We start from the raw sequence: 12,383 nt of genomic DNA, 5'->3' as shown, positions 1-12,383 counted from the left end.
CCAGCGCTTTCGCGCTGCGGTCGCCACGCCGATTTCGCTGGGGCGCGCGGGCTATTGGATTGGCCGCACCCAAGAAGCATTGGGCGATCCCGAGGCGGCGCAATTTGCTTATGCCGAAGGGGCCGCCTATCAGACCAGCTTTTACGGGCTACTGGCCGCCGAGGCGGGCGGGCTGCCCTTTGATCTGCGCCTTGCGGGGAATGAGGCAACGCCAGACTGGCGCAGCGCCGCATTTGCCAAAACCGACCTGCATGAGATCGGCACGCTGGCCTTGCGCATGAATGATCTGAGCCTCGCGCGGCGGTTCTTCCTGCATCTGGCCGAAACCCAGGATCGCACGGGTCTGATGCAGATGGGCCATATGCTCGAAGACCTTGACCAACCGCATCTTCAGGTGATGCTGGGCAAAACAGCAGCAGAGCGTGGGGTGATTGTGGAGCGGCCCTATTACGCCCTGCATCCGATGGCGGATATGGACCTGCCCACCCCGATGGAACTGGCCCTTGCGATTGCCCGGCGCGAGAGCGAGTTCAACCATGTGGTTGTCAGCGGTGCGGGCGCGCAGGGGTTGATGCAACTCATGCCCGGCACAGCGCGGGACGTGGCGCGCGATTTGGGCCTGCTTTATGTCCCGTCGGATGTGCTGAATGACTGGGTTTATAACGCACGGCTGGGCTCTGCCTATCTGGCGGGGTTGGGTGCGCGGTTTGGCGGTAATATCGTGCTGGTGTCGGTGGGCTATAACGCCGGTCCGGGGCGGGCGGCGCAATGGATCGAAGAGTATGGCGATCCGCGCGGGCGCGATGCCCATGCCATCATTGATTGGATCGAACATATCCCGTTTCGAGAGACGCAGAATTACGTGATGCGCGTGGCCGAAAGCCTGCCCGCCTATCGCGCCCGGCTGGGCAAAGAGCCGCTGCCGCGCCCCTTTTCCGAGGAACTGGCAGGTAATACCGTGGCCCCGGTCGGAGAGTAAACCGCGCGACCAGAGGGGCCGCGCGGTCCGTATCTTTTAGCCGATGATCGCGTTCAGCGTCGCACTCGGGCGCATCACCGCTGCCAGCTTGGCCGGATCGGCGTGGTAATAGCCGCCGATATCGGCAGGCTTGCCTTGGGCTGCGGCGAGCTCCCCGACGATCTTGGCCTCATTCTCGGCCAATGCCTGTGACACGGGGGCGAATTCCGCCGCCAAGGCTGCATCCTCGGTCTGTGCGGCCAAGGCTTCGGCCCAGTAGCGGGCAAACCAATAGTGGCTGTCGCGGTTGTCCGGCTCTCCGACCTTGCGGCTGGGCGAGCGGTCGTGATCCAGAATGCCTTGGGTCGCGGTCTCGACCGCCTCGCCCAACACGCGGGCGCGGTCATTGCCATTGGTCTCGGCCAGAAACTTGAGGCTCTCGCCAAGCGCGCAGAACTCGCCCAGCGAATCCCACCGCAGGTGATTTTCGGACTGCAACTGCTGCACATGCTTGGGCGCAGAGCCACCGGCCCCGGTTTCGAACATGCCGCCGCCCTGCATCAGCTTGACGATGGACAGCATCTTGGCGCTGGTGGCCAGTTCGAGGATCGGGAAGAGGTCCGTGAGGTAATCGCGCAGCACGTTGCCGGTGATGGCAATGCTGTTCTCGCCCTTGGTGATGGTCTCAAGGCTGGCGCGGGTTGCCTCGCGCGGGGCCATGATCTCGAACTTATCCGAAACGCCCCGCGCCTCAAGGATCGGTTTCACCATCGCGATCAGCTCTGCATCATGGGCGCGGGCCGCATCCAGCCAGAAGATCGACCGATAGCCAGTGGCCTTTTGCCGCTCGATCGCCAGATTGACCCAATCCTCGATCGGGGCTTTGCGTGCCGAGGCCGAGCGCCAGATGTCGCCTGCTTCAACATTATGCTGGTGAAGGACGGTGCCATCTTCGAGCACCATCTTGACGGTGCCTGCTTGGGGCATTTCGAACGTGGTCGGGTGGCTGCCGTATTCTTCGGCCTTTTGCGCCATCAGGCCGATGTTCTGCACGGTGCCCGCGGTGGCCGGGTTCAGCTTGCCGTTCTCTTTGAAGAACTTGATCGCCTCGTCATAGACCGGCGCATAGGCATTGTCGGGGATGACGCAGACCGCGTCATGTTCCTTGTTGTCCGGTCCCCAGCCCTTGCCACCGGCGCGGATGAGTGCGGGCATCGAGGCGTCGATGATGACGTCGGACGGCACATGCAGATTGGTGATCCCCTTGCCGGAGTCCACCATATAGAGCGGGGGACGCGCGGCCATGCAGGCGTCAATCGCCGCCATGATCTTGGCGTTGTCCTTGACCTTGGCCAAGAGATCGCCAAGCCCGGAATTCGGGTTCACGCCCAGTGCGGTCATCTCGTCACCAAATTCCTCGAACACCGGGGCGAGGAAGGCCTTGACCGCGTGACCAAAGATGATCGGGTCGGAAACCTTCATCATCGTGGCCTTGAGGTGGATGGAAAAGAGCACGCCTTCGGCCTTGGTCTGCGCGATTTCCTCGGCAAGAAAGGCGTCGAGTGCAGCAGCGCTCATATAGGTGGCATCGACCACGGTGCCGGCTGGATAGCTCAGCCCGTCCTTGAGCACGGTTTCGCCATTAACGGTTTCCAGAATGATCTTGGCCTTGGCCGCCTGCGGCAGGGTTGCGGATTTCTCGTTCGAGAAGAAATCCCCGCTCGCCATGGCCGCCACGCGCGTCTTGCTGTCCGCGGACCAATCGCCCATGCGGTGCGGATTGGCCTGTGCGTATTTCTTGACGGCGCTCGCGGCGCGGCGGTCGGAATTGCCCTCGCGCAGCACCGGGTTCACGGCAGAGCCCTTGAGCGCGTCATACTTGGCGCGCACGGATTTTTCTGCGTCGGTCGCGGGCTCTTCGGGATAATCGGGAATGGCATAGCCTTGGGCCTGCAATTCGCGGATCGCGGCCAAAAGCTGTGGCACCGAGGCCGAGATATTGGGCAGCTTGATGACATTGGCGTTGGGGGTTTTCACAAGTTCGCCCAGCTCTGCCAGATCGTCGGCGATGCGCTGCTCTTCGGTCAGATGCTCGGGGAAGGAGGCAAGGATGCGGCCCGCCAACGAGATATCCTTGGTGCCCACGGTCACATCGGCAGCCGCCGCAAAGCGCTGGATGATCGGCAAGAGCGAGGCGCTTGCCAGTTCGGGGGCCTCATCGACCTTGGTATAGATGATGTCGGGGGTATTGGACGTGGCCATCGGGGTTCCTTTGCGATCAGGGGATGCGCGCGGCTGTCCTGCGGCGCAGGCGCGCGACTCGTTGGATTGGGGGTGTCTTAGCGGATATTTCGCGTCCGATAAAGATAGTATGCGACGGTATACAAAATAAAGTGACTTAGACCATCTCTGCGGTACGCGCCCGCAACCGCTGCATCAGGACAAAGCCCGTCAGCACCGCGCCCAACACGCCCAAATGCGCGGGCATCGGGGTGCCCGCGAATTGCTGCCCGATGGGCACGGCAATCGCGACGCTGCCAACGGTCGCCACAGCGCCGGTCACGCTCGCGGCCATGCCCGCAATCGCGCCCATTGGGGCCATCGCCAGCGCATTGAGATTGCCAAGCGTAAGACCTGCCTGAAAGAAAACGCTGGTTTGCCAAATCAGGAAGGTGGCGAATTGCGCGCCGGGCGGCAGGCCGATCTGCCAGAGTGCAATCGCGACGATGGACAGCGCGATTTGTGACGCAAGCGCCGCGCTCACCATCCGCTCGACCCCAAGGCGCATGACAAGGCGGGAGTTGAGAAAGCTGCCACACCCCGCAATGAGCGCCATCAGGAAAAACCAGTAGGGAAAACTCGCGGCGCGGTGGAATGTCTCGTCAAAGACCGGCTGCACCATGCTGAGCGAGGTGAAGAGCGTGGTCATGCAGAGCATCTGTACCACGATGGCCACACGTGTCACCGGATGCGCCAGAACCTCGCGCAGCGCGGCCCAGAGGGGGGCGGCGCGGAACGGGCGGCGGGCCTGTGGGGGCAGAGGTTCGGGCAGGCGCAGCGCCATCCAGAGCGACAGGATCACCGCAAAGACCACGAAGGCCGCGAACACCCCGCGCCAACCGGCCAACACGATCACGCCCGCGCCCAAAAGCGGGGCCATCGCAGGGGTAAGCGCAAAGACCATCATCACGAATGACATGAGCCGCGCCATGTCGCGCCCCGCATAGAGATCGCGGATGATGGCAATCGACACGATGCGAAAGGCCGCAGCCCCCACGCCCTGGACCGCGCGCGCGGCAAGCAAGGTCTCAAGGCTTGGGGACGCCATCGCCAGACCGGCCCCTGCGGCATAGATCGCCGCACCGATCAGGATCACCCGCTTGCGCCCGAAACTGTCCGAGAGTGGGCCGGAAACAAAGGTGCCAAGCCCCAGACCCAGCAGAAAGGCGGTGATGATCAGTTGCGCGCGGTTGGGTGCCTCGGGCGTCAGTGCCTCGGCAATATGGGGCAGACCGGGCAGCATCGCGTCGATGGAGAACGCGACCGTCGCGGCCATCATCGCCATCATGGCGATGAACTCAGGCCGGGAGAGGGCAGGTTTGGCGGGCGCGCTGTCAGGCATGCGGAAACTTTCGTCACGCGAATGAACCGCGTTTAGCACGGCATCGGGGGGCTGACCAGACGAGGCTTTACAAATAGTTGATAGAATTAGTAAGAGAAAATCTCAAATACCTGATAAAAGGAATCGGAATATGAAACTCCCTCTCTTTCACAGCCTTGGCCTTGCCGCTCTCATCGGGGTCGCGGCGGTCGCCTCCCACGCCGAAACGGTCACGGCGTCCGAGGGCCGCATGACCTATGACGTGTTCGAGCACGCCATCGAGCATGTCGATCTAGCGATATGTCCGGCAGAATTCGACATGGACAAGATGTTCTGCCGCATGACCTTGGCGGATGACCGGGCGCATGTTTTCGTCTTCGACCTTGATGCCGACCAGCCGCTGCTGGCGGTCAAATCCTATGACCTCGATGAGGGCCTGCCGCAGTTCTGAGGCGCAGGTTTTCCAAGGCGACTGACCGGCGTGATCCACGAAAGGTCAGTCGTTTGATGTCCTGCTCTCAACCTTCGACGCTCCTCAGAGGCTGCAAATCGCTTGACCACAGCCCCTGTCACCTAGGGCTGGACAAAGCGGCGCTGCTGGTGTGTTGTACTGGCAATCCACTGGGTTGCTGTCGGTGTTCGTTGTTTCATAAGGACAAAGTTGACCTATTTCCGCATGGCGACCCCAATCAAATACGTAAAACAGGGAGAAAAACCATGAAGAAATACCTCAGCTATACCGCGGTTGCGGCCCTTGGCCTTGGCTTTGCGGGCGAGGCGATGGCGACCGAATGGAACGTGTCCGTCTGGGGCAAACGCCGCGCCTTTACAGAGCATGTCGAAAAAATCGCAGAGCTGGTGAGCGCCAAGACCAATGGCGAATTCACCATGAACATCAGCTATGGCGGTCTCTCGAACGAGAAGGAGAACCTTGACGGGATTTCCATCGGGGCGTTTGAAATGGCACAGTTTTGCGCGGGCTATCACGCCGACAAGAACCCGTCGCTGACGGTGTTGGAGCTGCCGTTCCTCGGGGTCGAATCGCTCGAGCAGGAAACAGAACTGTCGCAGGCGCTCTATGAGCATCCGGCGGTTCAGGCCGATCTGGCCCGGTGGAATGCCACGCTTCTGATGCCCACACCGATGCCGCAATACAATTTCGTCGGTGCCGGTGACGTGCCCGACAGCCCCGAAGATTTCAAAGGCATGAGCGTGCGCGCCTTGGGCGGGATCGGCACGGCCATGGAGGCCATCGGCGCTGTGCCCACCTCGATGTCGGCCACCGAAGTGCGGCAGTCGATGGATAGCGGCGTCGTCAAGGCCGTGAGCTTTGCACCGCATGCCCATATGTCCTTTGGCACCATCGAGAGCGCGACATGGTGGACCGCCAACCTCAACCCCGGCACGGTGAATTGCCCGGTTGTCGTGAATACCGACGCGATGAACGCGCTGACCGATGCCGAGCGCGAAGCGTTGCTTGGGTCGGTCGATGAGGCCTTGGCGCATTACATCGACTATTACGAGAACGAAACGATGAAGGCATGGGGCCCCGCCCTTGAAGAGCGCGGCATTACATCGGTCAGCTTTGATCAAGCCTCGCTCGATGCGTTCAAGGATGCGGCGGCTGGTCCGGCTGCAAAAAGCTGGATCGAAGAGAACAGCGCGCGCGGCCTGCCGGCGCAGGAACTCTATGATTTCGTGACCGGCAAGCTGGCAGAGATCAAGGGCGGCTCCTGAGCCGATAAACCCGGCCCGCTGCGTATTCCGCGTGGCGGGCCGACTGGTATCCTGAGAGCACGGGGGAAAACCCATGGCAGGTGCAGCATCAGTGCTGTCCGACAACAGTCTGCTGAGCCATCTTGATCGCTGTCTCTATCGGCTGGAGCGGTTGCTGGCGCTGGCAAGTGGGATCGCGGTGTTCAGCATCATGATTCTGGCGGTGATTTCTGTCGGGGGGCGCAATTTCTTTAATCAGCCGGTCCCCGGCTATGTGGACTGGATCGAACAGATCATGCCGCTCATCGCGTTCATGGGAGTGGCCTATACGCAGCGGGACGGCGGCCATATCCGCATGGACATCGTTGTGAGCCTGCTCAAGGGGCGGTCGCTCTGGCTGGTCGAGTTCATCACGACGCTGGTGGTGTTGATCCTGATGCTCTTGCTGGTCTGGGGCAGTTGGGCACATTTCGAGCGCAGTTTCGACTGGACCGCCCCGATGTGGAGCCGCGACAGCACCATCGACATCGGTCTGCCGATCTGGCCGGCCAAGATACTGGCCCCGATCGCCTTTGCCGTGCTCTCGCTGCGCCTGATGCTGCAACTTTGGGGTTATGGGCGGGCGTTTCTGTCGGGGACGGAACAGCCGGTGGCGGTGCCCCTGATCGAGGATGTGGCCACGCAGGCCGCGCGCGAAGCTGCCCAATTGAGCGGCCATGACACGTAAGGAACGCGCCTGATGGAGCCCATCGAGATTGGAATTGTCGTCACTGGTATCATGCTGGTCGTTGTGGTGCTGGGGATGCGGGTGGCCTTTGCCGCCGCGCTTGCCGGTGTGGTCGGGCTGATCTGGATCTTCTGGTCCAAAAAGGGTTATGCGGGCGACGAATTTCTCTGGGCTGTGACGGTTGCGGTCAAGACTGCGGGGCAGGTGCCCCATTCCAAGGTCAGCTCACAGGCGCTCAGCCTCATTCCCACCTTTATCCTGATCGGCTATCTCGCCTATTACGCGGGTCTCACGCAGGCGCTCTTTGAGGCGGCGAAACGTTGGATCGCCTGGGTGCCGGGGGGGCTTGCTGTTTCTACCGTGTTCGCCACCGCAGGCTTTGCTGCCGTGTCGGGGGCCAGCGTGGCGACGGCGGCGGTGTTTGCCCGCATCGCCATCCCCGAAATGCTCAAGATCGGCTATGACAAACGCTTTGCCGCTGGGGTCGTGGCCGCGAGCGGCACCTTGGCCAGTTTGATCCCGCCCTCGGCGCTCTTGGTGATCTACGCCATCATCGTTGAGCAGGACGTGGGCAAGCTCTTGCTGGCGGGCTTCGTGCCGGGGATGTTCTCGGCCGTTGTCTATGTGGTTTTGATCATTGGTCTGGCTCTCACGATCAAGGGATTTGGCCCGCCGGTCACGGGATTCACATGGCGCGAGCGGTTCGTTTCCTTGCCCCCTGCGCTGCCGATTGTGTTTGTGGTCGTGACCATCGTGTTCTTTGTCTACAATCCCTTTGGGGGCGATGCCTGGGGCACCCCGACCGAAGGCGGGGCCATCGGGGCATTTCTCGTGTTTCTGGTCGCGCTCTATCGCGGGATGCGGTGGCGCGAGTTGAAGGATGCCTTGCTCGAGACCGCCAAGCTGAGCGTGATGATTTTCACGATCATCTGGGGTGTGCTGATCTATGTGCGCTTTCTCGGATTTGCCGATCTCCCGCATGCCTTTGCCAATTGGATCACCTCTCTCACCATGTCACCGATGCTGATTCTGATCTGCATCCTGCTGGCCTATGCGGTGCTGGGCATGTTCATGGATGCCATCGGGATGCTGCTGCTGACCCTGCCGGTGGTCTATCCGGCGGTCATGGCGCTGAATGGCGGTGTCGGGGTGAGTGCGGCGGACAGCACCTTTGGCATGTCGGGCCCAATGTGCGCGATCTGGTTCGGCATCCTCGTGGTCAAGATGGCAGAGTTCTGTCTGATCACGCCCCCAATCGGGCTCAACTGCTTTGTTGTGGCCGGGGTGCGGGATGATCTGAGCGTGCAGGATGTGTTCAAGGGCGTGGCACCGTTCTTTGTCGCGGATGCCGTGACCATCGCGCTTCTGGTGGCCTTTCCGGCGATTGTCCTGTGGTTGCCGGGGCAGGTGTAAGGCCGGGAAATCGCTAAAACTTGAGGTGTTAACAGGCCGGTAAGCTCTGTTGTGCTAACCCTTAATGCGGGTGAGTACAAAGGTGGTGAGAATGGGCGCGCAGAGCAATGCGGCGCCAGTCATCATCAAACGGAAAAAGGTTGTGGGCGGTGGCGGGCATCATGGGGGTGCCTGGAAGGTCGCCTATGCTGACTTTGTCACGGCCATGATGGCCTTTTTCCTGCTGATGTGGCTGCTGAACGCGACGACCGAACAACAACGCAAGGGGATTTCGGACTATTTCAGCCCGACCGTCCCGATTAGTCGCACCTCTGGCGGGGGCGAAGGTGCCTTTGGCGGCGACAGTGTTTTTTCCGAGGATGTTCTGGCGCAGAATGGCACTGGTGCGTCGCAGCGTCTGGCCACCTCCAGCCAACAGGCGCGGGGCGAGATGGGGCAGATCGAGGGGGGTAATCTCTCGGCTGACCAAGAGGCCGAAGCACAGGCGTTTTCCACCATCGAGGCGCTGCTGACCGGGCGCAGCGGCGAGAGCATGGTGCCCGACGACCTCTTGCGCCATATCGTGACCCGGATCAGCGATGAGGGGCTGGTGATCGAGATTTTCGATCTGCCAGAGGCGACGCTCTTCGAAGTAGATCAGGCCGCCCCGACACGTTTGCTCCAAGACCTCTCTGTGGTTCTGGCCTCTGCCGCCAATCTGGTGATCAACGATGCGGCCCTTGCAGGGCACACGCGCGCGCATCCTGTGACGTTGGTCGTAAACCCGGTTTGGGATCTGTCCACCGCACGCGCCAATCAGTTTCGCCGGATGCTGGAGGAGGCGGGTCTTGCGGCCAAGCGAATGCGCCGGATTACGGGCCATGCGGATCGTTCGCCGGTTTTGGCCGATCCGATGGACATGCGCAACAACAGGCTCGAACTCATCCTGCTGCGATCCGAGGGCAGAGAGAACTAGAGAGATTTTTATCCATTAGCGGACTGTTAAAGTTACGCGCGTATGCCTGTGTCCCAAGGTTGGTCGACGCAGCAGAAGGGCGTATCCATGACAATTTCCTCCTCACTCAATGCCAGCGTTGCGGGGTTGAACGCGAATGCCACGCGGCTCGCCACGATCTCGGACAATATCGCCAATTCATCGACCTTTGGGTATCGCCGGGTCGAGGCCGATTTCGAATCGGTTGTCATCTCTGGCCGTGGTGGCAGCTATGCGGCGGGCGGGGTGCGTGCGGGCACGCAGCGCCTGATTGATCAGGGCGGCGCGATTGTCAGCTCTTCGAACCCGACCGATCTCGCGGTGCGTGACCGTGGCTTTCTCCCGGTGGCGCGTGTCACCGACCTTGCGGTCGGCAACGGCGATCCACAGATGTTGCTGACCACAACCGGTTCGTTCCGCACCGATTCCCAAGGGCGGCTGGTCACGGAATCTGGCCTCGTCCTCTTGGGCTGGCCCGCCAATCCCGATGGCACCATCCCCGAGTTTTCCCGCGATACCAGCACCGGGCTGGAACCCGTCCAGATCAACGTCAACCAACTGACCGGAGAGCCGACCACCGCCATCAATCTGGGCATCAACCTGCCGGCCACGGACACCCGCTTTGACAGCCTAGGCGATCCCCAGCAGCTCTCGATCGAGTATTTCGACAATCTGGGCACCTCCGAGACGATTTCGATGCAGTTCACACCGACGGTTCCGGCCACGGGCCTGTCGAATGAATGGACGGTGACATTGACCGATTCCGCGCAAGGCAATGCCCTGATCGGGGAATATGTGCTGACCTTCGATGCGGCACGCGAGACGGGCGGCACCCTTCTCAATGTCCAGAGCGTGACAGGCGGGGCCTATGATCCGACCAGCGGCACCATCATCGTGGATGTGGCGGGCGGCCCGATCGAGATCAATATCGGGCGCCCCGGCACCTCTGACGGCATGAGCCAGCTCTCGGACAGCTTTGCGCCGCTCTCTATCGCCAAGGATGGCTCGCCGGTGGGCAACATGACCTCTGCCGAAGTGGACGCCAACGGATTTGTTCGCGCCACCTTTGACACAGGCGTGAGCCGGATCGTCTATCAGGTGCCGCTCGTCGATCTTCCCAATCCGAATGGGATGGTGTCGATGGATCAACAGACCTACTTGCCTTCGACCGATAGCGGATCATTCTTTCTCTGGGATGCAGGGGATGGGCCGACCGGCGATATCGTGGCCTTTGCCCGTCAGGAATCCGCCACCGATGTTGCGGGCGAGTTGACGGATATGATCCAGACCCAGCGCGCCTATTCCTCGAACGCGAAGGTGATCCAGACCGTCGACGAGATGTTGCAGGAAACGACCAATATCATCCGCTGAGCACGCCTTTGACCGAAGAGGAAAGGAAACGCCATGACCCTCGGATCTGCTCTGTCCAGTGCCCTGAGCGGGCTTGCCGCCAATACCCGCGCGGTGGACGTGCTCTCGGGCAACCTCGCCAATGCGCTGACCGAAGGGTTCGCGCCGCGCGAGATCACGCTTGCGGCGACGCGGGACAGTCGCGGTGTGCAGGTCACCGGCGTCTCGCGCCAGGTCGATCTGGGCCTCTTGTCCGACCGGCGGCTGGCCGATAGCGCGCGCGCGGCCTCCGAGGTGCAGGCTGGGTTTGCGCGCGCGGTCGAGAGCGCCGTTGGCACGCCCGATGGGCCAGGGTCCCTGACGGGGCGTCTGGCCGCGTTTGAATCTGCGATCGAGACCGCCGCCACGCGCCCCGAGGACACGAACCGGCTTGACGCGGTTTTGAACGCGGCGCAGGGCCTGACCACGGGGATCAACGAGGCCGTCGCAGACATCGCGCGGCTGAGAACGGACGCGGATCGCGATATCGCCGCAGCCGTGAATGCGCTGAATTTGGGCCTCAAGCAGGTGGCGGCGCTCAATGGACAGATCACCACCAGCCAGTCGCGAGGGCACGACATCACCGCCTTTGAGGACGAGCGCCAGCGCGTGATTGACGAAGTGGCCGAGATTGTGCCGCTGCGACAGGTGCCGCGTGGCGATGCCTCGGTTGCGCTTGTGACCACCGCTGGGGGGCTGTTGCTCGATGGGCGGGCTGTCACGCTCTCCTTTGATCCCGCGCCGCTTGTAACGCCGCAGATGACGCGGGAAGGGGGGCAGCTTTCGGGTATCACCCTTGACGGGATCGAGGTGCCGGTAGGCGCCGCGCGTGGGCCCTTGCAGGGCGGGCGTCTTGGGGCCTTGTTCGACATCCGCGACCGCGCAGCGGTCGAGGCCAATGCAAAGCTCGACGCGCTGGCGCGCGATCTGGTCGAGCGGTTTCAAGAGCCGGGGCTGGACGCGACGCGCGGGCCAGACGCGCCGGGCCTTCTGACCGATGCGGGCGCGGCCTTTGCGGCCGAAAACGAGCTGGGCCTTGCAGGCCGGATTGCGGTCACGCGGCGTGTTGATCCAGCCCAAGGGGGGGCACTCTTTCGGATTCGCGACGGTCTCGGGGCGCCGGTCGCCGGGCCGCCGGGCAATGGGGCGCTGCTTGGGGCGCTGAGCCGGGCCCTGACGCTGAGCAGCAGTTTGCCCTCCGGCATTTTGGGAGGTGGTGCGCGCTCTGCTGCCAATCACGCGGCCACCTTGATCTCGACCCTCTCGCAAGAACGGGTTGCAACCGAAGAACGCCAGAGCTTTGCCACGGGTCAGGCTGCAGAGTTTCGGGCGCAGGAACTGGCCGCCGGCGTAGACAGCGACGCGGAATTGCAACGTCTCTTGCTGGTGGAACAGGCATTCGGGGCCAATGCCCGCATGATCCAGACGATTGATGACATGCTTGATACCCTATTAAGGATATGACCATGAATTTTCAGAGCATCGGTGATCTTGCCCAGTCCTTTGCCTTGCGGCGGCAGGGCGTTGATTTGCGCCAGAACCTCGACCGCCTCGGGCTGGAACTGAGCAGCGGACGGGTGGCGGACCTTGGGCGGCATCTATCCGG

General features: G+C 62.1%; 10 protein-coding genes. 8 read left to right on the top strand and 2 right to left on the bottom strand.

Annotation, left to right across the window (positions count from 1 at the left end; genetic code table 11):
* A partial coding sequence (locus KBT70_RS03185) for a lytic transglycosylase domain-containing protein (RefSeq protein ID WP_296628693.1) occupies positions 1–979 on the top strand: 979 nt, incomplete at its 5' end.
* 36 nt (positions 980–1,015) lie between these two features.
* Here the strand turns inward: KBT70_RS03185 and KBT70_RS03180 are convergent.
* Together KBT70_RS03180 and KBT70_RS03175 are read right to left on the bottom strand one after the other, a co-directional pair.
* The gene (locus KBT70_RS03180; RefSeq protein WP_296628691.1) at positions 1,016–3,220 is read right to left on the bottom strand and encodes an NADP-dependent isocitrate dehydrogenase; all 2,205 of its coding nucleotides are present in this window, start codon (positions 3,218–3,220) and stop codon (positions 1,016–1,018) included.
* A gap of 136 nt (positions 3,221–3,356) precedes the next feature.
* Complete coding sequence (locus KBT70_RS03175; RefSeq protein WP_296628688.1) at positions 3,357–4,580, bottom strand: MFS transporter; 1,224 nt, start codon at positions 4,578–4,580, stop codon at positions 3,357–3,359.
* A gap of 130 nt (positions 4,581–4,710) precedes the next feature.
* On the opposite strand from KBT70_RS03175, the gene KBT70_RS03170 reads away from it, so the two are divergent.
* The 7 genes from KBT70_RS03170 to flgK all read left to right on the top strand — a co-directional run bounded on the left by KBT70_RS03170 (position 4,711) and on the right by flgK (position 12,241).
* On the top strand, positions 4,711–5,010 hold the full coding sequence (locus KBT70_RS03170) for a hypothetical protein (RefSeq protein WP_296628687.1): 300 nt from the start codon (positions 4,711–4,713) through the stop codon (positions 5,008–5,010).
* 266 nt (positions 5,011–5,276) lie between these two features.
* Positions 5,277–6,296 carry a C4-dicarboxylate TRAP transporter substrate-binding protein gene (locus tag KBT70_RS03165; protein ID WP_296628685.1) on the top strand — a complete coding sequence of 340 codons (1,020 nt, stop codon included), beginning with the start codon at positions 5,277–5,279 and terminating at the stop codon, positions 6,294–6,296.
* 73 nt (positions 6,297–6,369) lie between these two features.
* The gene (locus KBT70_RS03160) at positions 6,370–7,002 is read left to right on the top strand and encodes a TRAP transporter small permease (RefSeq protein WP_296628684.1); all 633 of its coding nucleotides are present in this window, start codon (positions 6,370–6,372) and stop codon (positions 7,000–7,002) included.
* 12 nt (positions 7,003–7,014) lie between these two features.
* Positions 7,015–8,415 carry a TRAP transporter large permease gene (locus KBT70_RS03155; RefSeq protein ID WP_296628682.1) on the top strand — a complete coding sequence of 467 codons (1,401 nt, stop codon included), beginning with the start codon at positions 7,015–7,017 and terminating at the stop codon, positions 8,413–8,415.
* Between the two features lie 91 nt (positions 8,416–8,506).
* On the top strand, positions 8,507–9,370 hold the full coding sequence (locus KBT70_RS03150; protein ID WP_296628680.1) for a flagellar motor protein MotB: 864 nt from the start codon (positions 8,507–8,509) through the stop codon (positions 9,368–9,370).
* 87 nt (positions 9,371–9,457) lie between these two features.
* On the top strand, positions 9,458–10,759 hold the full coding sequence (locus tag KBT70_RS03145; RefSeq protein ID WP_296628679.1) for a flagellar hook-basal body complex protein: 1,302 nt from the start codon (positions 9,458–9,460) through the stop codon (positions 10,757–10,759).
* A gap of 33 nt (positions 10,760–10,792) precedes the next feature.
* Positions 10,793–12,241, top strand: coding sequence for a flagellar hook-associated protein FlgK (flgK, locus tag KBT70_RS03140; protein WP_296628677.1), 1,449 nt, complete (start codon positions 10,793–10,795; stop codon positions 12,239–12,241).
* The last annotated feature ends 142 nt before the right edge of the window (positions 12,242–12,383 follow it).

Source organism: Roseovarius sp., assembly GCF_018066915.1.
Taxonomy (GTDB): domain Bacteria; phylum Pseudomonadota; class Alphaproteobacteria; order Rhodobacterales; family Rhodobacteraceae; genus Roseovarius.
This window is presented reverse-complemented; position numbering and strand designations above follow the sequence as displayed.